Here is a 20,664-nt window from a genome sequence, read left to right as displayed (position 1 = left end):
TCGGTGGCCTGCTGGTGGACGATCGCCTGCACACGCCGCGCGATGTTGACGAACGCCCGCTGCGCGGAGTCACGCATGCCCTCCTCGGCCTCGACCGCCTCGGCGACCGAGCGCAGCACCGCGAGGCGCGCCGCCGCGAAGTCGGGTGAGACCTCGGGTGCGTCGACTTGGCCGCGGACCAGTCCGTCGAGCACCTCCTCGGCGGATTCGCCCTGTTGCACGTGCAGGATCGCCTTCGGCAGCTGTTCGCCGGTCAGGCGCAGCATCGCCGACTCCTGGGCCGCGATACCGCGGCGCAGCGCGGCGATCTCGGCCTGGTGCCGGGCGCGCAGGTCGCCGGTCGCGGCCTCGTGCCGGGCCTGGTGAGCGACTATTCGACTGCCTCGGCGCGCCGACTCCGCGGTGACCAGGGCCACCGCGACAGAGGCGACGGCGAGACAGATTCCCACGGCCAGGCGTGCGTCACCGTCGACGAGCGCGACGGCGACGGCCGAACAGGCGACCGTGGCGGTGACGGGGATCAGCCAGACCGGACCATTCCAGACCGGACCGGCGGGGGCGGCAGGACGCGGGGATTCGGGTGGTGACCCGACTCGGACCATGGACTTCCTCGGAATCATGCGGACGGGAAGGGCACCGGATGCGGACATGCCGAAGGGCATGGCGAAGAAACGTGCCCGGGTGCCCGGTGCCCGCTGGGTTTCGCGGAGCGTGGCGACACGACGTGCCCGACGGCCAACGGGCGTGCCGCGTCCCGTTGTCGTGCCGTCCCGTCGGCGCCGGGGGTCTGCGCTGGCCCCCTGCCACCCCGCCTCGGCGGTCGATGGAGCCCGGCGGCGGCGAGTACTGGCAGTAGTCGCCGCGCGTCACTGGGTCATCCGGAGCATAGCCGGTTCACACCGGCCTCCAACGGCGATGCGGCCCTTGCGATGCCTGGCGAATGGTGGCGCGAGCCAGGCGAATTCGGCGCCGGCCGCGGACGTGCGGGCTTGCGCCGCACGGGTGTTCGGGGCCGGTCAGGAGGCGAAGCCGCCGGGCACGAACGCCTCGACGTGGCGGCGCACCTGCTCCGGGTCCTCGGCGTCGAACGTCTGCGCGGGGAAGGTCACGAGCGAGATGTGCAGGCGCATGATCCACTCGGCGGCGGTGTCGGCGTCGATGTCCGCGCGGATCTCGCCGCGGTCCCGGGCCGCCTCGACGAGAGGGCGCCAGAAGGCCAGCCAGGTCCGGACGACGCGCGGACACCGCACGAGGATCATGGCCGCGCTGACCGACTCCCCGGGGCGGCGGCCGAGGCCGAGTTCGGCCTCGGCGGGCAGCAGGGCATGGACGCGTACGGCCGCCTCGGCGACCTGCGCGGCGAGCGTGGCGTGCCGGCGCACGTCCGGCGTGATGGACAGCACGAGGGCCGCCGCCATGGCCTCCAGCACCGCTTCGACCAGGGTGTCGCGGTCCGGGAAGTACATGTAGACGGTGCGCCGCGACACGCCCGCCTGGCGTGCCACGTCGTTCATCGACAGGCGCCGGATGCCCCAGCGCCGCACGCACACGGCCGCCGCCTCCAGAATGCGGGACCGGGTCGCGGCACCCCGGGGGCCGAGCAGCACGTCGGCGGTCCCTCCCTCGTCCTCCGGTGCGCCGCTGACGGGCTCCAACGGCCTCTCCACGTCCTCGACTTGCACAGGTGCACGGACGTTGTATACCTGTGTCGGACGGGCGTCCATGCCCCTTGCCTTATGGGCATGGATAGCCGACGTGTTCGCATAATGCGGCACGTCGGCCACGCGGCAGGACTTCCGGGCGGCCGGATCCGGGGCGCTCGGCGACCGCTCGGTGCCGGTGCGGCGGTCAGCGCCGCCCCGACGCGAGCGGCCCGCGCACCAGGCGGCCCGGCAGCGCGCCGGTGTGCACGCCGTCGCGGAACGCCACGCGGCCCGCGACCACGGTCGCGTGGATCCCGGTCGCGCGCTGGCGCAGGCGGTACGCGCCGCCGGGGATGTCGTACGCCACCTCCGGCATCAGCGGCGCCACCGTCGCCGGGTCGATCACGTTCAGATCCGCCGCCATGCCCTCGCGCACCATCCCCCGGTCGTGGAAGCCCCAGGCGATGGCCGGCGCCAACGTGATCATGCGGACCGCCTCCTCAAGACTGAAGGCGCCTTCCTGCCGCACCCAGTAGCCCAGCAGCAGGGTGTGCAGCGACGCGTCGGCCATCGACCCGACGTGCGCCCCGCTGTCGGTGAACGTCATCACCGCGCGGGGGTGCCGCAACACCGGGAGGAGGTCCGCCGGTTCGTCGCTGACGACGGCCTGGATGAAGAACTGGTGGAAGTCCGTCTCCAGCGCCAGGTCGAGGACGGTCTCGACCGGGTGCGTACCGCGCTCGCGGGCGACGTCGGCGACGGTGCGCAGCGGCGGCATCGGCCGGTCGTACACCCGCATGCGCTCGAAGTCGGGGCGCCGCGCCTCGGCACCGATCGCGCGCCCGTAGGGCCCGTTGTCCGCGATCTCCACCAACTTGGCCCGGGTGTCCGGGTCTTCGTACGCCTTGCGCTGCTCCTCCAGGGGCAGCGTGCGGATCTCGCGCCACAGCGGCAGCGTGTCGAACGCCGTCTTGGTGCGGAACGACGTCACCGTGTTGATGCCGCGGCTGTGGCCGAGCCCATACGCGACCCCGCCCGCGGCGGCGATCGCGTCCAGCAGCCGCAGGCCGTGGAACACGCCGCCGCGGCCCGACACGCCGAAGTTGAACGGCACCCCGGTCTCGGCCGCCAGATCGCGCAGGCGGGCGAAGTACTCCTCGCGCTCCTCGTCGCCGCGGGCGGCGGCCGGTTCGTGGGTGATCTCGAAGACGCCGGCACCCTCCTCGGCCAGGACCCCCACCAGGCGGCGGACTTCGTCCCAGTCCGCGAGCCGGGACGCCACGGGCCGGTTGTCCGCGGTCTCGTGGTTGTCGTTGCGCGTGGTGGTGAACCCGAACGCCCCGGCGCGCAGCCCGGCCCGCAACTGGCGGACCATCTCGGCGATGTCGTCGGCGTCGGCGGGGCCGTCGAAGGCGCGTTCGCCCATGGCCCAGGTCCGCAGAGCCGAATGGCCCACCTGCGCCGCGTAGTTGATGGCCTTGGGCAGGCGGTCGACGGCGTCCATGTACTCCGGGAACGTCTCCCAGGTCCACTCGATGCCCTCGGCCATCGCCGCGGCGGAGATCTCCTCGGCGCGCTCCAGATTGCGGGTCACCAGGTCACGGGCGTCCTTGCGCGCGGGGGCGAGGGTGAAGCCGCAGTTGCCCATGACGGCGGTCGTGACCCCGTGCCACGCCGAGCAACTGCCCTGCTCGTCCCAGAAGACCTGGGCGTCCATGTGGGTGTGGCCGTCGACGAAGCCGGGCGTGACGACGTGCCCGGTCGCGTCGATCTCCACCGCGCCGCGCTCCCGTACGCGCCCGACGCGGGCGATGCGGTCGCCGGCCACCGCGACGTCCGCCCGATGGCCGGGCAGGCCCGAGCCGTCCACCACCGTTCCGCCGCGGATCACGAGGTCGTACACGGGGACACCTCCTTGCCGTCTCATGCGTCTTGACTTCACGGCTCATTAGCCATTGGCTAAACGTAGCCCAGCCGGACTCGGAGGACCACCGTGAACCCAGTACCGACCGCCGGACCGACCGCCGAACTCCCGCTGGTCGTCTCCGTGGACGACCACGTCGTGGAACCGCCGGACGTGTGGACGAGCCGCCTTCCGGCGCGCCACCGGGACACCGGACCGCGCGTCGTGCGGGCGACCTGCCGCACCGAGCACGTCACCGCCAACACCGTGAAGTACCACTTCGGGGGCGACGGCCCGGAGACGGACTGGTGGGTCTACGAAGACCTGCACAAACCGATCCCGCAGGTGGTGGCATGCGTGGGCTTCCCGCGCGAAAGCCTCACCATGGCGCCGATCCGGTACGCGGAAATGCGCCCCGGCTGCCACGACCCGGCCGCGCGGCTGGCCGACATGGACCTCAACCACACCGAGATGTCGCTCTGCTTCCCGACGTTCCCGCGCTTCTGCGGCCAGGCGTTCCTGGAGGCGAAGGACCGCGACCTGGCGATGCTGGGGGTTCGCGCGTACAACGACTGGATGATCGAGGAGTGGTGCGGCGGCTCCGGCGGCCGACTGCTGCCGCTGTGCCTGATCCCGCTCTGGGACCCGGTCGCCGCCGCGGCCGAGGTACGCCGCAACGCCGCCCGCGGCTGCCGGGCCGTCGCCTTCACCGAACTGCCCGCCAATCTCGGCCTGCCCTCCGTGCACGACCCCGACCGGCACTGGGACCCGTTCTTCGCGGCCTGCGACGAAACCGGCACGGTGGTGTGCATGCACATCGGGTCCAGCTCGCGCATGCCGGTCACCTCGCCGGACGCGCCCGAAGGCGTGCGCATGGCGCTGACGTTCGCGAACGCCCAGTACTCCCTGGTGGACTGGCTGATGTCCGGAGTGCTCGCGCGCTTCCCGAGACTGCGCATCGCGTACTCGGAGGGCCAGATCGGCTGGATGCCGTTCGTGCTGGAACGGGTCGACAACATCTTCCGGCACAGCGCCGCGTGGGCGGGACTGGACCCCGCGATCACCGAACTGCCCAGCAGCTATGCGGCGGGACGGGTGTTCGGATGCTTCTTCGAGGACGACTTCGGCGTCCTGTCCCGCGAGGCCGTCGGCATCGAGCGCATCACGTTCGAGACCGACTATCCGCACCAGGACAGCACATGGCCGCGCACCCGGGAGATCCTGGAGCGCATCGCGGGCATGGTCGGCCCCGAGGACCTGCACCGCATCGCCCGCGGCAACGCCCTCGACATGCTAGGACTCGTCTGACTCCCGCTCCGGGGACGGCGCCCGCCCCGGGGGCGACTCGCCCGCGCACGGGGTCGTCCACGGCCGGAGCTTATCGGGATTGCGCACACCCCAGATGCGGGTGATCCGGTCGCCCGCGACGTCGAACGCGAACACCGCCACGGTGACGCCGTCCTGCCGGGCGACCAGGCCCGGCTGGGCGTTGACCGTACGCTCCAGCAGCGTCAGCCCGGCCGGCATGCCCACCGTGTCGATCAGATAGCGCGCGATCTGCTCGCTGCCGTCGATGGGCCGCAGGGACGCCTCGACGAGGCCGCCGCCGTCCCCGACCGCGGTGGCATCGGGATCGAGGAGGCCGATCAGGGCGTCGATGTCCTGGGCCTCCCACGCCTGCTTGAACTCCCGCACGACCTCGGCGCGCCGGGCCGCCGGGGTGGCGGGGATCCGCGTCGCGCGCAGTCGGCGTCGGGCGGACGTGGCCAACTGGCGGCAGGCCGCCGGGGACCGGCCGACGATCTCGGCGACCTCGCCGAACGGATAGCGGAAGACGTCGTGCAGCACGAACGCGAGCCGCTCGGCCGGCGTCATCGACTCCAGCACGACCAGGAACGCCATGCCGACCGACTCGTCGAGGGTGACCCGGTCGGCGGGATCGGCGGCCAGCGCGGCGTCCGAACGCCCGAACGCCCACTCCCCGCGGTCGGGCAGCGGTTCCGGGATCCACTCGCCCACGTAGCTCTCGCGACGGGCGCGTGCGGAGCCGAGCACGTCCAGGCAGATGCGTCCGGCGACCTTGGTGAGCCAGGCCGCGGGGGAGTCGACGGCGTCCTGGCGCGCGCGGGGCATGGCGTACCACCGGACATAGGTCTCCTGGACGACGTCCTCGGCATCGGCCAGAGAGCCGAGCATCCGGTACGCCAGGTTGAAGAGGTGCCGCCGCTCGCTCATGATCGCGCCGAGCCTCGGATCGGGCCGGCCGTTCCCCGGTTCTCCCGCACTCTCCATGGTGTCGCCGCTCCTCGTCGCCGCATGTGCCGTCACCGGGTACGACGAGACAGCCCGCCGGAATGTGACGCGGGCACCGACCTCACATTTTGCGGACCGCCGTCGTCGTACGGGTGAGGGCGCGGCACCCGGCGGACGTCCGCGACGCCCGCACCGGCATCCGCGCCCGCGCCCACATCCGTGAGCAGCGCATCTTCCCGCAAGGAGTGACCCGACCATGGCGACCACCACCAAGCTCAGCGAGCTGACCGGCCACTACGTCCTGGACACCGTCCGCACCCGCATCGGGTTCGTGGCCCGGCACACGATGGCCACCAGGGTGCCCGGCTGGTTCGGCGCGTTCGAGGGCGGCGGATACCTCGACGGCGACGATCCCGCCCGGTCCGAGGTGCGGTTCACCATGGAGGCGAACAGCATCCGCACCCGCAACGCGCAGCGCGACGGCCTGCTGGTCGGCAAGTTCCTGGACGCCGAACGCCACCCGGTGGTCACCTTCGCCTCGACCGCCGTCGAACGGCTCGACGGTGACGCCTTCAAGCTGACCGGCGACCTCACGATCCGCGGCGTGACGAACCCCGTCACGCTGGACCTGGTGCTCACCGCCGCCGAGCACGACCCCAGCGGTCCGCGCGGCGCATGCCGGATCTCCTTCGCCGGCGGTACGACGATCGTCCGCACGGACTGGGGAGTGAACTGGAACGCCGCCACCGCACTCACGATCAGCCGGAAGGTCGTCCTGAACCTGGACGTGACCGCCGTCCGGCAGTGAGCCGGACGGCACACCGAACACGCGGTAACAGGGCAGGTGCCGGCGAGCGCCGCGGATCCGCCAGACTTCTCCGTATGGACAACCGCACGCCCGAGCCCGCACCGGCCCACGCCGGTACGGCGGCCGCATCCCGGCCCCGCGCGAACGACGCACAGGCAGCCGCCGCGAAGATCCTCGACGCCGCGACCGAGCTGTTCCACGAGCGCAGCCCGGCCTCGGTCTCGTTGCGCGAGATCGCCCGCAAGGCGGGCGTCAACTACGGCCTGATCCACCACTACTTCGGCACCAAGGAAGCGATCCTCGCCGAGGTGTTCCGGCGTTCCTCCGCCCGCGGCGCCGAGGTGGTCGCGGGCGCCGACGACCTCGACACCGCTCTGGGGCAGCTCGGCCGCAACCCGCGTGCGTACGCGCGCATGCTGGCGTGGGCGATCCTCGACAGCGACACCTCGCAGGTCTTCACCGACGAGACGCCCGCGGTCACCCGGGTGCGCGAACTCATCGAGGAGGAGTGGGCACGGCAGGCCGCGGCCGCGGAGGCGGGGAGCACGGAGGAGGGGAGCACGGAGGCGAGCCGCACCGAGGCAGGGAGCACAGCGGCGCCCGGCCGCATCCCGGACACCGGGGAGGCGTCCGGTTTCGACCCGCGCGTGGTGTCCGCGACCGCGGTCCTCGCGGTGCTCGGTTGGGGGCTCTTCGCACCGTTCCTGATCCCCGCCGCGGGGCTGGGGGACCGTACCGAGGGGGACATCCGGGACGAGGTCCGCGCGCTCGTCGCCCGGATGGCGGTCGCCGCCGGCGCGCCCGTTTCGTGATCGCACGCCGAGCGACGACCAAGCGGTATTCGCCCGGAAGTTGGGGCGGCACACCGGCCTGAGCCGGCCGCACACGGCGGAACAGTCTTCACACGTACTGGCGAACCGGGCAACCAACCGGTGACTTGCCCGGACGGTGACTGCTACTTTCAGTGCTCGTTCGCACTCGCACTGTAACGAAGGGCGGTCCCGCATGAGGAAGTTCTCGCGTGCCCGTGTCCTCCTGGCGGTCGGCGTGCTCGCCGCCGTCACCGGCACCACCGGCGCCGCCTCCGGCAGGGCGCCCGCCGCGCCGGCCGCCGACTCCGCGGCCCGCAGCGACTGCCGCGGCGTCGGCTCGTCGTTCACCGACAAGCTGCTCCCCGGGCGCTGCCTCACCAACGGCGGCTACCGCCTGGAGATGCAGTACGACGGCAACCTGGTCCTGTACCACGGCGGCCGCGCCTGCTGGGGGAGCGGCACCGACGGCATCGACGGCGTCTGGGCCGAGTACTCCGGCGACTGGGCGCTCGACTCCCCGTCGATGACCCTCGAATCGCAGTTCGGCGAGCTGCGGCACTACCAGGGCAAGTACACCGGCCTCCACAAGACCGGGAACGTCAGCCTCAACGGCAAGGGCGAAGTGTGGATCGCCTACGCCAAGTTCGTGAGCTGCTGACCGTGCGCGCCAACCTCGTCCGCGGCCTGGTCGCCGCCGCCCTGACGCTGGGTACGCTCGCGGGCGCCCCCGCCGTGGCCGGCGCCGCGGCACCGGGCCTGCCGGCGGCGTCCGCCGCCGCCCCCGATCTGGCCCGGGGCGTCTGCGACGCCCGCGACAACCTCGGCGAGATCGCCAACAACTTCATCTCGCGATGCCGCAAGGCCGGCATCCGTCAGCGGTTCCCCGGACAGCACTACGGCGACACCCTCGGGTACCTGAAGCAGTGCCGGACGGACAGCTGCAACACCGCATGGAAGCTGCTCCAGGACGGCCGCTGGAAGAAGTAGCCGCGTACGGCCCCGGAGCGTGGGCGCGGGCAGGCCGGAGAACCGACGGCCTGCCCGCATCGGCATTCGCAGACTCGGCTGCCGCTGGGTACCGGCCCGCCCCGTCGGCTTCGTTTGCGCCTGCTGCCCGGCGCGTCCCGCTTGCCCGCCCGCCGCGAGCGGCGTTGGCTGGAGCGATGGAATACATGCAACTGGGACGCACCGGCCTCCGCGTCGGGCGCCTCGTGCTGGGCACGATGAACTTCGGTGCGCTCACCGGCGAAGCGGACAGCCACGACCTCATGGACGCCGCCCTCGACGCCGGCGTGAACCTGTTCGACACCGCGAACGCCTACGGCGGCAGCGACAACAAGGGCCTCACCGAGTCGATCGTCGGCTCGTGGTTCGCAAAGGGGGCCGGGCGCCGGGACAAGGTCGTGCTGGCCACGAAGGTGTACGGCAACATGGCCGCCGGCGGCCCGTCCTGGCCCAACCACGACCGGCTCTCCGCCCTCAACATCCGCCGCTCCGTCGAGGACAGCCTGCGCCGGCTCGGCACCGACCGCATCGACATCTACCAGTTCCACCACATCGACCGCGCCACGCCCTTCGAAGAGATCTGGCAGGCGATCGACGTCCTCATCGCGCAGGGCAAGGTGCTGTACGCCGGGTCCTCGAACTTCCCCGGCTACAAGATCGCGCAGGCCAACGAGACGGCCGCACGCACCGGCCGACTCGGCCTGGTCAGCGAGCAGTGCCTCTACAACCTCGCGGAACGCCGCGCGGAAATGGAGGTGATCCCGGCCGCGACGGACTACGGCCTCGGCGTGCTCCCGTGGTCCCCGCTGCGCGGCGGCCTGCTGAGCGGCGCGCTGCGCAAGGAGCGCGAAGGCGGCGGATCACGGTCGGTGAGCGGCCGTTCGGCGGAGGGCCTCGCGGACCCCGCGACGCGCGCACGGGTCCAGGCGTACGAGGACCTCACCGCCGAGCACGGCCTCGACCCGGCCGAAGTCGCCCTCGCATGGCTGCTCACCCGCCCGGGCGTCACCGCGCCGATCCTCGGGCCGCGCACCCGCGAGCAACTGGACTCGGCGCTACGGGCCGTCGAACTCACGCTTCCGGAAAGCCTGTTGGCCGACCTGGACGCCGTGTTCCCGGGCCCGGGCCCGTCCCCCGAGGCCTTCGCCTGGTGACCGGTGCCGCACAGCGTGGCGGTCAGGCGTTGGACTTGCCCGTCACGTAGCCGTGGCAGCGGACGTTGGTGTAGAAGCGCAGCGCGGCGTACCCGTCGGGCAGCACCGCGACCCAGCGGGGACTGTCCACGGTCTGCTCGAAGTTCGGCTTCCACAGCGACCAGCGGCCGTCGTCGTGCTGGAGCTCGATGCGCACGCTGGCGACCGGCTTGTTGTTGTTGTCGCCCTCCGCGACCTTGAAGGCGAAGTAGAGGCTCCCCCACTTCATCGCCCCGCCGTTGGACGGCTCCAGGGGGATGGTGGTGGCGCCGGAGGTGAACTCGTACGGGGCAAACATTTCGGCGTCTTCCTCGGGGGTCGGAGCGGCGGGCGGCGGTTCGTCGGGGTGGATGCCGGTGAGGACGCGGTCGGCCTCCCGGAGCCTGAAGTTGTCGGGCCCCTGGCCGCGGAGCGCGTTGCGTCCGCGGAAGAACGAGTCGACCTGGTCCTTCGCGGACGGCGACATGGTCGGGTCGCCGACGGCGATCGCGTGGATGTGCTCGTCGGGGAAGCCGTCCGCCTTGAGGCGGTTCCACGCCGCGAAGCCCGCCCGGCGCAGGGCCTTGACCTCGTCGTAGCCCAGCGGGACGAGGTCGAGGACGCCGCCGCCGTCGTGGGTGCCCGCGCTCGCGCTGACGCCGGTGCTGAAACTGCCCTGGGTGACGCGGAACTTGCGGCCGAGGATCGCCTCGGCGGCTTGCAGCATGCGGCGCGTGCGGACGTTCATGAGCTTGCCGTACGTGACGCGCTCGCCGTCGCCCGGCTGCCAGGCCGCCGCCGCGAGGTAGCCGTTGACGGGCAGCAGGACCGTGCCGCCGCCCGCGGCGGTGGTGCCGGTCGTGCCGCCTCCCGCGTACGCGCGCAGTTCGGCAAGGGTGCCCGGGTACAAGTTGGTGTCGATCGGGTCTTCCGTGTACTGGTGGAACATCCACCGCGCGCGGATCCCGGGCTTGCCCGGTTCGACGTAGTCGGCGATCCAGAGGAAGTCGCCGTGGTTGTCGTCGGTGCGCGTCCACCAGTCGACGTTGGTGTACATCCCGCACCGGTGGCCCGGGAACGCGTCCTTCATCAGGCGCAGGAACTCGTTCTTGCGGGTGGTGGCCGTCGCGGCGGAGACGTCCTGGTTGTACGGCTCGAAGTCGTACACCAGCAGTTCCCCGGCCCGCAGTTCCTTCACGACCTCGCGCCGGAAGTTGTCGAACTCCTGGGCGGGCGGCACGTCGCTGCGGCCGAAGTGGTAGTAGCCGATCACGCAGCCCTGGGCCCGGGCTTCCTTGACCTTCGCCCTCCAGTTGTCCTGGATGTGGCCGCGGCCCTCGGTGACCTTGACGAACACGAACTGCGCGTCGTCCGGAATCGACTGCTGGTAGTCGGAGACGTCATAGCCCTTGATCCCCATGTGTCTTCCCCCCTCCGTCCGGGTGCACGGACGCACCGGGCATTGCGCCTCGGTCGGCGTCCGCCGCTGTCACCGTCGGATGTGCTCCACACGTTGATCGTGGCACAGCCCCGTCCGCATGCGCCGGGGAACGGTGAAGTCGATCTTCCGCGGGACGCCTCAGCGGTCCGCCCACAGGGCGCGTTCGTCGGGGCGGGGGTCGTGGTCGAGCCGCGTTTCGGTGTCGAAGACCCGCACCGGGCGCGTCGCGGTGTCGTACGCGGGCCAGCCCGGATCGCCGTCCCGGGCGAAGGCGACCCACGCGGCGTGCATCGCGTCGGCGACGGACTGCGGCGGGTTCGGTCCGGCGAGGCCGGCGCCGTCCAGTCGGCCGAGGGTGTCGAACACGAACCCGATCTCCAGGGCGTGGCACGCGCCGAGTTCGTCGGGGAGCCCCACCGCGCCGGACTGCCAGGCGAATTCGTAGACCCAGGTGGCGGCGTGCCCGGCCCGGGCCTCCGCGACGCGGTACGCCGGGATCCGGAAGAACCCGTCGGTCGCGACGGCGGCGGCCACGTCCCCCGGGCGGGCGTCGGGCCGGTTCGCGGCGTACGCGGCGGCCAGTCCCGGGTCGATGCCCAGCCCGGTGAGGACGCGCGCGGCGGTCGCCTCGGAGAGCACTTTGGTCAGGCCCGCGGGCGCGAGGTAGAGGCGGAACTCGTCGGCGTTCGAGCCGATGAGAAGGTCGACGCCGCGGCCCGCGCCCGCTCTGATCGCCTCGACGGGCGGGCGGGGGACGAGTGCGTCGTCGCGTACCGGCATGAAGGCCATGCCGGAGTGGACCGTCGAGGCGCCCCAGCGCCGCGGATCCGGAGCGGCGGCCACCTCGGCGGCGACCTCGGCCTGGGCGGCGACGAGGTCCCCGGGGGCGACGGCCGCGAGGGCCTCCGCGGTGGGGGCGACCCCGAGCCGGCCGGCGACGGCGGCGGTGACCTTGAGGGCGTCCTCGGGCTCCTGGAGGATCTGCCCCGCCCCGCTCTGCGCGACCGCCCGGTGGAACAGCCCGAGGTCCATGGCGAGCAGCGTGGCCACGCTCATCGCGCCCGCGGACTCGCCGAAGACGGTGACGCGGGACGGGTCGCCGCCGAACGCCGCGATGTTGTCGCGCACCCAGGTCAGTGCCGCGATCTGGTCGAGCAGGCCGCGGTTGCGCGGCGCGCCGGGGAGTTCGGCGAAGCCCTCGACGCCGAGGCGGTAGTTGAACGTCACGCACACGACGCCGTCGCGCGCGAAAGCCGATCCGTCGTATACGGGCGCGGACCCGGAACCGTTGCGGAACGCGCCGCCGTGGATCCACACCATGACCGGAGCGGCCACCGTTCCCGTGGGTGCCCAGACGTTCAGGTTGAGGCAGTCCTCGCCGTCGACGGCGATCTCCTGGAGCAGGTCGTGCAGGGGTGCCGGGTAGGGGGCCTTGGGGGCGGTGGGGCCGAGGGCGTCCGCGTCGCGGACGCCCTCCCAGGGGGCCGGCGGCCGCGGCGGCCGGAAGCGGTTCGCGCCGAACGGCGGTGCCGCGTAAGGGACTCCGAGGAAACGGGTGACGCCGTCCGAGGCGGTCCCACGGAGTTTGCCGTACGCGGTGCCGACGATCACGTCCATCTCACGCTCCAGCGCTGTGCGTCGTGCGGGGCCGACCGGGTGATTTTCGCAGGTTGGCGCCGAACAGATATCGCGTACCGTTGACTGTCGTCAGGATTGAGGGATAACTTGACAGTGGACCCGCTGACACCAGGACGAGGTGGCATGCATGGAGCTGTCCCCATCCGCTCACGCGGACACTTTCTGTCGCGATCGACTACCGCCCACTGAACAGTGGCCCGAACTGCTTTTCGAACTACCCGAGTTGCACTACCCCGACCGGCTCAACTGCGCGACGTCCCTGCTCGACGACCGCATCGCGGAATTCGGACCGGACCGCCGCTGCCTGGTCACCGCGCACGAGACCTGGACGTACGGCGACCTCCTGCACCGCGCACGCCAGGTCGCCCAGGTCCTCACCGAGGACCTCGGCCTCGTGACCGGCAACCGCGTCCTGCTGCGCGGACCCAACAACCCCTGGCTGGTCGCCTGTTGGTTCGGCGTACTGCGGGCGGGCGGCGTGGTCGTGACGACGATGCCGCTGCTGCGCGCCCACGAACTGACGACGCTGTGCGGCATCAGCCGGCCCGTCGTCGCCATCTCCGACCACCGGTTCGCCGCCGAGCTGACCGCGGCCGACACCGGCGCGACGGTCCTGACCTACGGCGGCCCCGACGACGCGGAGAACGACCTCGTCGCCCGTTGCGCCGCCAAGGCGGGCGTCTTCGACCCGGTCGAGACGGCGGCCGACGACGTCGCGCTCATCGGCTTCACCTCCGGCACGACCGGCCGCCCGAAGGCCACCATGCACTTCCACCGCGACGTGCTCGCCAACGCCGACACCTTCTCGCGCCACGTCGTCCGCCCGAACCCCGACGACCTGTTCACCGGCACACCCCCGATCGGCTTCACCTTCGGTCTGGGCGGACTCGTCGTCTTCCCGCTGCACGCGGGCGCCGCCACGCTGCTGATCGAGCAGGCGACCCCCGGGCAACTGGTCGACCTCGTGACCGAGTTCGGCGTCACCGTGCTGTTCACCGCACCCACCGCGTACCGCGCGATCCTGGCCGCGGGGCTCGCCGGGCGCATGGCCGCGGTACGCCGCTGCATCTCCGCCGGCGAGGCCCTGCCCGCGACCGTGTGGCAGGACTTCCACCAGGCGTCCGGCGTGCGCATCATCGACGGAATCGGCGCCACCGAGATGCTGCACGTGTTCATCTCGGCCGCCGACGACGACATCCGCCCGGGCGCGACCGGCCGCGAAGTCCCCGGCTTCCGCGCCGCGGTGCTCGGCGCCGACGGGGCCCCGGCCGCCGACGGCGAGCCGGGCATGCTCGCGGTCAAGGGCCCCACCGGCTGCCGCTACCTCGACGACGAGCGGCAGGCGGCGTACGTCCGCGACGGCTGGAACCTCACCGGCGACACGTACATCCGTGACGCGGACGGCTACTTCTGGTACCAGGCCCGCAGCGACGACATGATCATCTCCTCCGGGTACAACATCGCCGGCCCCGAGGTCGAGGTCGCCCTGGCCGGGCACCCCGACGTCGCCGAGTGCGGCGTGGTCGGCGCGCCCGACGAGGCCCGCGGCATGATCGTCAAGGCGTACGTCGTCCTGCGGGCCGGGGCCACCGCCGACGACGCGACCGTCAAGGATCTCCAGGCGCACGTCAAGAACACCGTCGCGCCGTACAAGTACCCGCGCGCCGTCGAATTCGTCGACGCCCTGCCGCGCACCTCCAACGGAAAGCTCCAGCGCGCCGTGCTGCGCGAATGGGCCGCCGCAGGACGCTGACCCCGCGACACCGACCGCCCAGTGCCGACCGCCCAGTGCCGACCGCCCAGTGCCGGCCACTATGCCGACCGCCCCACGCGGCACCAGCCGCCGCCCACCGAAAGGGCCACCCATGGAAGCCGGGACCCCCGCCGCCGTCGCGGTCGAACGCCGCGTCGAGTGGTCGGACACCGACGCCGCAGGGCACTACCACTTCTCCGCCGTCCTGCGTTGGGCCGAGGCGGCCGAGGCCGTCCTGCTGCGACGGCTGGGCCTGGAGCACCTGTTCGGCAGCACCCCGCGCGTGCACTTCGAGGCGGACTTCCACCAGCGGCTGTGGTTCGGCGAGACCGTCACCGTCGAACTGCGGGTCGCCAAGGTGGGCACCACCTCGCTGCACTACGCCTTCGAGGTGCACGGCAGCGAGGGCGTCGCGGCGACCGGGGCCATGGCCATCGTGCACTCGGCCGTGGCCCCGCGCGGAACGGCCGACGCTGGTGCGCCGGCGTCGCAGCCGTGGCCGGACGACGTACGCCACGCCCTGGCCCACGCCGGGCCGCAGAAACCCGAGACCTACACCGGCGGATAGCGCAACGCCGTGCCCGGTCCGGGCCGCCCCCCGGACGACGATCGACGCCAGGACGCAAAGTGAACGCTCGGTACCTCCAGGAGCCCCCATGCTGAATTCCAGCCGCGTGCGCGTGGCCGTCGTCGGCGGCGGCCCGGGCGGCCTGTACTTCGCCGCCCTCGCCAAGCAGCTGTCCCCGGCGTGGGACATCACCGTGTGGGAACGCAACGCCGCCGACGACACCTTCGGGTTCGGCGTCGTCTTCTCCGACGAGACCCTCGACGGCATCGCCGACGCCGACCCCGCCGTACACGCCGCCATGTCGGCCGAGTTCGCGCGCTGGAGCGACATCGACGTGCGCTACCGCGACCGGGTGCTCACCTCGGGCGGCCACGGCTTCGCCGCACTCGGGCGCAAGCGGCTGCTGCAGATCCTCCAGGAGCGCTGCGCCGCCCTCGGCGTGGACGTGCGCTACCGCACGGAGGCGCCGTCCGTCGACGAACTCGCCGTGTCACACGACCTCGTGGTGGCCTCCGACGGTGTGCGATCGGCGGTCCGGGAGCGGTACGCCGACGTCTTCCGCCCCGAACTGGACGAACGCAACTGCCGCTACATGTGGCTCGGCACCGACAAAGTCTTCGAGGCCTTCACGTTCATCGTGGCCGAAGGGGACTACGGGGCACTCCAGGTGCACGCGTACCCGTACGACGTGACCCGCAGCACGTTCATCGTCGAGATCGCCGAAGACGCCTGGCACCGCGCCGGGTTCGCCGACATGGCCGAACTCGCCGGGCGAGACGCCGCGCCCGGCACGAGCGACACGGCGAGCATCGCGCGCTGCACCGAACTCCTCGCCGAACACCTCGACGGCCACCGCCTGATCCCCAACAACTCACGGTGGATCCGCTTCACGACGGTCCGCAACGCCACCTGGCGGCACGGCAACGTCGTGCTCCTCGGTGACGCCGCGCACACCGCGCACTTCTCCATCGGCTCCGGCACCAAGCTGGCGATGGAGGACTCCCTCGCCCTCGCCGCGTGCCTCAACGAACACGACTCGATCCCGGACGCGCTGGCCCGCTACGAGGAGGAGCGGCGACCGGTCGTCGAGTCCACGCAGCGGGCCGCGCAGGCGAGCCTGGAGTGGTTCGAGGACATCGGGCGGTACGTCGGGCAGCGCGCCGAGCAGTTCGCGTTCAACCTGCTCACCCGCAGCCGCCGGGTCACCTACGAGAACCTGAGGGTCCGCGACCCGGGATTCGTGGCCTCGGTGAACGCCGGTATGGCGACCCGGCCAGAGCCGGCCGCGGAACCCACGCCCGGAGCCGCCGGATCCGCAGCCCAATTTGCCGCCGGATCCGCCACCGGATCCGCCGCGACGGCCGCTGTCGCCGTGACCACGCCGCCGATGTTCCGGCCGTACCGCATCGGCGGAGTGTCCCTGCCGAACCGCGTGGTCGTCCCGCCGCTGGCCACCTACAGCGCGGCACACGGCGTGCCCGGCACGTTCGAGACGGCGCACCTGGGCGCGCTGTCGCTGGGCGGCGCGGGGCTGGTCCTCGCCGGCATGACCGCCGTGTCGCCGGACGGCCGCACGACCACCCGCGACCCGGGCCTGTGGAACGACGACCAGGCCCGCGCCTGGCGGCACATCGTCGACACCGTGACCGCGCAGTCCGACGCGTCACTGGGCATCCAACTCACCCACGCGGGCGCGAAGGCCGCCCGCACCGTGCCGGAATCCGACGGCTCCAGCGCGGCGTTGCGGGACCTCGGCTGGCCCACCGTGGCGGCCTCCGCGGTGGCCTGGGACGCGCAGAGCACCACCCCGATCGCCGCCGACCGCGCCGAACTCGACCGGATCCGCGACGCGTTCGCGGCGGCCGCCCGACGCGCCGACCACGCCGGCTTCGACGTCCTCGAACTCCAATACGGCCACGGCCACTTCCTCTCCGGATTCCTGTCGCCGCTGACCAACCGGCGGACCGACGCGTACGGCGGCCCGCTCACGAACCGCCTCCGCTACCCCCTTGACGTCCTGGCGGTCGTGCGCGAGGTGTGGCCGGCCGACAAGGCACTGATCGTCCGCATCTCCGCGAGCGACTGGGCGGACGGCGGCACGACCCGCGAGGACGCGGTCGAGATCGCCCGCGCGCTGGCCGCCGGGGGAGCGGACGCGATCGACGTCTCGACGGGCGAGGTGGTGGCGTACGAGCGTCCCGCGTACGGCCGTAGCTACCAGACGCCCTTCGCCGACTTCGTGCGCAACGCCACCGGGATACCGGTCATCGCGGTGGGCGCGGTGTCCACGTACGACGACGTCAACTCGATCCTGCTGGCAGGACGCGCCGACTTGTGCGCGGTGGGCCGCGCGCACCTGTACGACCCGCTCTGGACCCTGCACGCCGCCGCCGACCAGGGCTACGACGGCCCCGGCGCACGGTGGCCCGACGCCTGGCGCGCCGGCAGCCGCAAGCCGCCCGGCGCGCGCAGCGACCGCGTGCCGCCCCGGCTCCGGCTCTTGCGCGACGCCGAAGCCGTCGTCCGCCCGCGATGGACACCCGCCCGACCGGTGCTGTCCGCCGCGACCGGCCCCTGACGCACCCCGCCGAGGGCGGGACCCGAGGAGAGACCCATGCAGAACCTCTTGGACCATCAGAAAGACGATCTGCCGCGCTTCACCGCCGCGGCCGTGCAGACCTCGCCGGTCTTCCTGGACCCGGCCGCCACCGTCGACAAAGCGGTGTCGCTGATCCGCGAGGCGGCCGGGAACGGGGCGTCGCTGATCGTCTTCCCGGAGGCGTTCGTCCCCGGATACCCGTACTGGAACTGGACGATGAACCCGGTGCAGGGATCACCGTGGTTCGAACGCCTGTACCGGGCGTCCGTCGACATCCCCGGGCCGCACGTCGAACGTCTGCGCGCGGCCGCCCGCGACGCCGGAGCGGTCGTCGTCATCGGCGTCAACGAACGCGGCGCGCACAGCGTCGGCGAGCTGTACAACACGATGGTCACCATCGGCCCTGACGGCGAACTCGTCGGCGTGCACCGCAAGATCGTGCCCACCTGGGCCGAAAAGCTGACCTGGACAGGCGGCGACGGCAGCTCGCTGAAGGTGCACCCCACCCCCGTCGGCCCGCTCGGCGTGCTCGCGTGCGGCGAGAACACCAACACCCTGGCCCGCTTCACGCTGCTCGCGCAGGGCGAACTCGTCCACGCGGCAAGCTACATCGCCCTGCCCGTCGCCCCGGCCGACTACGACATGGCCGAGGCGATCGCGATGCGCACCGCCGCGCACTGCTTCGAGGGCAAGGTGTTCTCGGTCGTCTCCTGCTCCACCATCTCCGATCAGATCGTCGACGCGGTCGCCGGGGACGACGCCGAGATCCGCGAGCAACTGCGCCGCAAGCACAGCGCGTTGTCAGGGATCTTCGGCCCCGACGGGCGGCCCGTCACCGAACCGCTCGTCGACGACGACGGCATCGTCTACGCCGAGATCGACCTCAACCGGTGCATCCAGCCCAAGCAGATGCACGACATCCTCGGCCACTACAACCGCTTCGACATCTTCAGCCTGCACGTCGACGACCGCCCGCGCGGGCCGGTGACGTTCGCTTCGGACGCAGCCGCCCCCGCCGAGCAGGGCCCCAAGGCCCCGGAGGAGGAGTCATGACCACCCAGGACGACAACATGCTCGGCCGCGCCCGGGTCGCTGACACTCCAGAACTGGAGGCGTACTACCGCGAACTGGCCACCCTCGAAGCCGGCGCGCTGTGGACCGTCGCCAACAAGATCGAGCCCTGGTACCCGCAGCCCGCCTCCGTACCCGTCCTGTGGCGGTACGCCGAACTGCGCCCGCTCGTCCGCAAGGCCCTCGACCTCGTCAAGGCCGACGACGCGGGCCGCCGCGTCGTCATGCTGGTCAACCCCGGGCGCCGCGACCTCAGCGCCGCCGCCGGGCTGCTCTACACCGGCCTGCAGATCATGGGGCCCGGCGAGTCGATGACCGCGCACCGCCACCAGGCGTCCGCGCTGCGCTTCGTGCACGAGGGCGTCGGCGCCTGGACCATCGTTGACGGCGAGAAACTCCGCGTCGGACCGGGCGACTTCGCCATCACCCCGAACGGCACCTGGCACGAACACGGCAACGAGGGGACCGACGAGCCGGTCATCTGGCAGGACGGCCTCGACATCCCGCTGGTCAACGCGCTCGACGCCGGGTTCTACGAGGTCCACCCCGACCTGTACCAGCAGGCACGGCCGGTGGCGAACGAATCGGTGCTCACCTACGGCGGCAACCTGCTGCCGTACGGCGCGGAGAACTGGACCCGCCCCTACTCGCCGCTCCTCGCGTGGCCGTGGGAGCCCACCTACCAGGCCCTGCGCGACCTGGCCAAGACCACCGAGGGATCGCCGTACGACGGCGTCATCATGGAGTACACCAACCCCGTCACCGGCGGCTCGGTCATGCCGACGATGAGCGCCCACATGCAGCTCCTGCGCCCCGGCCAGGCCACCAAGGCGCACCGGCACACCGGCACGGTCGTCTACACCGCCGCCAAAGGCCACGGCGTCTCCGTCGTCGCGGGCCAACGCCTCGAATGGACCAAGGGCGACATCTTCTGCGTGCCCTCGTGGGCCTGGCACGAGCACGCGAACCTCGACCAGTCCGACGACGCCTGCCTGTTCTCGTTCAACGACTTCCCCGTCATGCGCTCGCTCGGCTTCTACCGCGAAGAGGAAAAATGCGACTGATCACCTACGCCACGACCGCAGCCGGCACCCCGCCCGAGGGCGAACGCCTCCGGCTCGGCGTCGAGGCCGACGGCCGCGTCGTCGACGTCGCGGACCTCGCCGCCCACCACGGGACCACCGGCCTGCCGACCGACCTCCTCGGCCTGATCCAGGCCGGACCGCAGGCCCTGGAGACGCTGCGCGGCCTGCTGGCCGACGTACCGGCCTCCGCCACCCGGGCACCGGACGCCGTCGCCCTGCGCGCCCCGCTGCGCCCCGGCAAGGTGATCGGCGTCGGGCTCAACTACGTCGAGCACGTCGCCGAGTCGAGCCGCAGCCTCGACACGGCCAAGGAACTCCCGGACCGGCCGGTCCTGTTCGGCAAGCCTGCCACCGCCGTCACCGGAAGCGGCCAGCCGATCCTGCACAACGGGGACCTGACGCGGCAGCTCGACTGGGAGTGCGAACTCGCCGTCGTCATCGGCCGCAAGGCCTTCCGAGTGAGCGAAGAGGACGCCTGGGGGCACATCTTCGGCTACAGCATCATGAACGACATCAGCGCGCGCGACCAACGCCGCTCGGGCCAGTGGTTCTTCTCCAAGGGACAGGACTCCTACTGCCCGTTCGGACCCGCCGTCGTCACCGCCGACGAGGTGCCCGAACCGCTCAACCTCGACCTGTCGCTCACCGTCAACGGCGAGATCCGGCAGAAGTCCAACACCCGGCACATGCTGTTCGCCATCCCGCGGCTGATCGCCGACATCTCGTCCGGCATGACCCTGGAACCGGGCGACGTCATCTCCACCGGCTCCCCGTCCGGCGTCGGCGCGGCGATGGTGCCGCCGCAGTTCCTCGTCCCCGGCGACGTCGTCGAGGCGACCGTGCAGGGCATCGGCACCCTCACCAACCCCGTCGTCGACGCCCGCTGACCGCCACCACCGCGAAAGCCCACAGG

The 20,664-nt window shown here is 72.1% G+C and carries 17 protein-coding genes and 1 pseudogene; 12 read left to right on the top strand and 6 right to left on the bottom strand.

The window, feature by feature from the left end; all coding sequences use genetic code 11:
- The 3 genes and pseudogenes from AB0C36_RS29790 to AB0C36_RS29780 all read right to left on the bottom strand — a co-directional run.
- Positions 1–602, bottom strand: a pseudogene (locus tag AB0C36_RS29790) (ATP-binding protein); the annotation flags it as partial.
- Positions 603–1,016: 414 nt separating this feature from the next.
- Positions 1,017–1,655: a TetR/AcrR family transcriptional regulator gene (locus tag AB0C36_RS29785; RefSeq protein WP_358359957.1), complete on the bottom strand. Its 639-nt coding sequence runs from the start codon at positions 1,653–1,655 to the stop codon at positions 1,017–1,019.
- Between the two features lie 193 nt (positions 1,656–1,848).
- Positions 1,849–3,546, bottom strand: coding sequence for an N-acyl-D-amino-acid deacylase family protein (locus AB0C36_RS29780; protein ID WP_358359954.1), 1,698 nt, complete (start codon positions 3,544–3,546; stop codon positions 1,849–1,851).
- A gap of 90 nt (positions 3,547–3,636) precedes the next feature.
- On the opposite strand from AB0C36_RS29780, the gene AB0C36_RS29775 reads away from it, so the two are divergent.
- Complete coding sequence (locus AB0C36_RS29775) at positions 3,637–4,854, top strand: amidohydrolase family protein (RefSeq protein ID WP_358359951.1); 1,218 nt, start codon at positions 3,637–3,639, stop codon at positions 4,852–4,854.
- Here the strand turns inward: AB0C36_RS29775 and sigJ are convergent.
- Positions 4,840–5,838 carry an RNA polymerase sigma factor SigJ gene (gene sigJ / locus AB0C36_RS29770; protein ID WP_358359948.1) on the bottom strand — a complete coding sequence of 333 codons (999 nt, stop codon included), beginning with the start codon at positions 5,836–5,838 and terminating at the stop codon, positions 4,840–4,842. The genes AB0C36_RS29775 and sigJ overlap by 15 nt on opposite strands.
- Before the next feature lie 217 nt (positions 5,839–6,055).
- Between sigJ and AB0C36_RS29765 the strand changes: the two genes are divergently transcribed.
- The 5 genes from AB0C36_RS29765 to AB0C36_RS29745 all read left to right on the top strand — a co-directional run bounded on the left by AB0C36_RS29765 (position 6,056) and on the right by AB0C36_RS29745 (position 9,578).
- A complete protein-coding gene (locus tag AB0C36_RS29765) occupies positions 6,056–6,607 on the top strand; it encodes a YceI family protein (protein WP_358359945.1) in 552 nt (183 codons plus the stop codon).
- Positions 6,608–6,681: 74 nt separating this feature from the next.
- Complete coding sequence (locus AB0C36_RS29760; protein ID WP_358359942.1) at positions 6,682–7,419, top strand: TetR/AcrR family transcriptional regulator; 738 nt, start codon at positions 6,682–6,684, stop codon at positions 7,417–7,419.
- Positions 7,420–7,612: 193 nt separating this feature from the next.
- On the top strand, positions 7,613–8,077 hold the full coding sequence (locus AB0C36_RS29755) for a hypothetical protein (RefSeq protein ID WP_358359940.1): 465 nt from the start codon (positions 7,613–7,615) through the stop codon (positions 8,075–8,077).
- 2 nt (positions 8,078–8,079) lie between these two features.
- On the top strand, positions 8,080–8,406 hold the full coding sequence (locus AB0C36_RS29750; RefSeq protein ID WP_358359938.1) for a hypothetical protein: 327 nt from the start codon (positions 8,080–8,082) through the stop codon (positions 8,404–8,406).
- Positions 8,407–8,582: 176 nt separating this feature from the next.
- Positions 8,583–9,578: an aldo/keto reductase gene (locus AB0C36_RS29745; protein ID WP_358359936.1), complete on the top strand. Its 996-nt coding sequence runs from the start codon at positions 8,583–8,585 to the stop codon at positions 9,576–9,578.
- A 22-nt stretch (positions 9,579–9,600) separates the two neighbouring features.
- On the opposite strand, the gene AB0C36_RS29740 is transcribed toward AB0C36_RS29745, so the two are convergent.
- Both AB0C36_RS29740 and AB0C36_RS29735 read right to left on the bottom strand, forming a co-directional pair.
- Positions 9,601–11,016: a glycoside hydrolase family 25 protein gene (locus AB0C36_RS29740; protein ID WP_358359933.1), complete on the bottom strand. Its 1,416-nt coding sequence runs from the start codon at positions 11,014–11,016 to the stop codon at positions 9,601–9,603.
- 159 nt (positions 11,017–11,175) lie between these two features.
- Positions 11,176–12,654, bottom strand: a complete 1,479-nt coding sequence (locus AB0C36_RS29735; protein WP_358359931.1) for a carboxylesterase/lipase family protein — start codon at positions 12,652–12,654, stop codon at positions 11,176–11,178.
- 148 nt (positions 12,655–12,802) lie between these two features.
- On the opposite strand from AB0C36_RS29735, the gene AB0C36_RS29730 reads away from it, so the two are divergent.
- The 6 genes from AB0C36_RS29730 (at position 12,803) to AB0C36_RS29705 (ending at position 20,638) form a co-directional block, all read left to right on the top strand.
- Entirely contained in the window at positions 12,803–14,428 is a 1,626-nt protein-coding gene (locus tag AB0C36_RS29730; RefSeq protein ID WP_358359928.1) for an AMP-binding protein, read from the top strand.
- A 112-nt stretch (positions 14,429–14,540) separates the two neighbouring features.
- Positions 14,541–14,996 carry an acyl-CoA thioesterase gene (locus tag AB0C36_RS29725; RefSeq protein ID WP_358359925.1) on the top strand — a complete coding sequence of 152 codons (456 nt, stop codon included), beginning with the start codon at positions 14,541–14,543 and terminating at the stop codon, positions 14,994–14,996.
- 88 nt (positions 14,997–15,084) lie between these two features.
- Positions 15,085–17,574, top strand: coding sequence for an oxidoreductase (locus tag AB0C36_RS29720; RefSeq protein WP_358359924.1), 2,490 nt, complete (start codon positions 15,085–15,087; stop codon positions 17,572–17,574).
- 36 nt (positions 17,575–17,610) lie between these two features.
- Positions 17,611–18,648: a carbon-nitrogen hydrolase family protein gene (locus AB0C36_RS29715; protein WP_358359921.1), complete on the top strand. Its 1,038-nt coding sequence runs from the start codon at positions 17,611–17,613 to the stop codon at positions 18,646–18,648.
- A complete protein-coding gene (locus tag AB0C36_RS29710; RefSeq protein WP_358359919.1) occupies positions 18,645–19,730 on the top strand; it encodes a cupin domain-containing protein in 1,086 nt (361 codons plus the stop codon). The genes AB0C36_RS29715 and AB0C36_RS29710 overlap by 4 nt, the downstream gene beginning before the upstream one ends.
- A complete protein-coding gene (locus tag AB0C36_RS29705; protein WP_358359916.1) occupies positions 19,721–20,638 on the top strand; it encodes a fumarylacetoacetate hydrolase family protein in 918 nt (305 codons plus the stop codon). Before AB0C36_RS29710 ends, AB0C36_RS29705 begins: the two co-directional genes overlap by 10 nt.
- Positions 20,639–20,664 lie beyond the last annotated feature (26 nt).

Source organism: Streptodolium elevatio (assembly GCF_040649515.1).
GTDB classification, from domain to species: domain Bacteria; phylum Actinomycetota; class Actinomycetes; order Streptomycetales; family Streptomycetaceae; genus Yinghuangia; species Yinghuangia elevatio.
This window is presented reverse-complemented; position numbering and strand designations above follow the sequence as displayed.

Excerpts from the sequence above, each read along its gene's own strand:
- sigJ (WP_358359948.1), bottom strand. The coding sequence starts at position 5,838 with ATGGAGAGTGCGGGAGAACCGGGGAACGGCCGGCCCGATCCGAGGCTC.
- AB0C36_RS29765 (WP_358359945.1), top strand. The coding sequence starts at position 6,056 with ATGGCGACCACCACCAAGCTCAGCGAGCTGACCGGCCACTACGTCCTG.
- AB0C36_RS29760 (WP_358359942.1), top strand. The coding sequence starts at position 6,682 with ATGGACAACCGCACGCCCGAGCCCGCACCGGCCCACGCCGGTACGGCG.
- AB0C36_RS29755 (WP_358359940.1), top strand. The coding sequence starts at position 7,613 with ATGAGGAAGTTCTCGCGTGCCCGTGTCCTCCTGGCGGTCGGCGTGCTC.
- AB0C36_RS29745 (WP_358359936.1), top strand. The coding sequence starts at position 8,583 with ATGGAATACATGCAACTGGGACGCACCGGCCTCCGCGTCGGGCGCCTC.
- AB0C36_RS29740 (WP_358359933.1), bottom strand. The coding sequence starts at position 11,016 with ATGGGGATCAAGGGCTATGACGTCTCCGACTACCAGCAGTCGATTCCG.
- AB0C36_RS29735 (WP_358359931.1), bottom strand. The coding sequence starts at position 12,654 with ATGGACGTGATCGTCGGCACCGCGTACGGCAAACTCCGTGGGACCGCC.
- AB0C36_RS29730 (WP_358359928.1), top strand. The coding sequence starts at position 12,803 with ATGGAGCTGTCCCCATCCGCTCACGCGGACACTTTCTGTCGCGATCGA.
- AB0C36_RS29725 (WP_358359925.1), top strand. The coding sequence starts at position 14,541 with ATGGAAGCCGGGACCCCCGCCGCCGTCGCGGTCGAACGCCGCGTCGAG.
- AB0C36_RS29720 (WP_358359924.1), top strand. The coding sequence starts at position 15,085 with ATGCTGAATTCCAGCCGCGTGCGCGTGGCCGTCGTCGGCGGCGGCCCG.
- AB0C36_RS29715 (WP_358359921.1), top strand. The coding sequence starts at position 17,611 with ATGCAGAACCTCTTGGACCATCAGAAAGACGATCTGCCGCGCTTCACC.
- AB0C36_RS29710 (WP_358359919.1), top strand. The coding sequence starts at position 18,645 with ATGACCACCCAGGACGACAACATGCTCGGCCGCGCCCGGGTCGCTGAC.
- AB0C36_RS29705 (WP_358359916.1), top strand. The coding sequence starts at position 19,721 with ATGCGACTGATCACCTACGCCACGACCGCAGCCGGCACCCCGCCCGAG.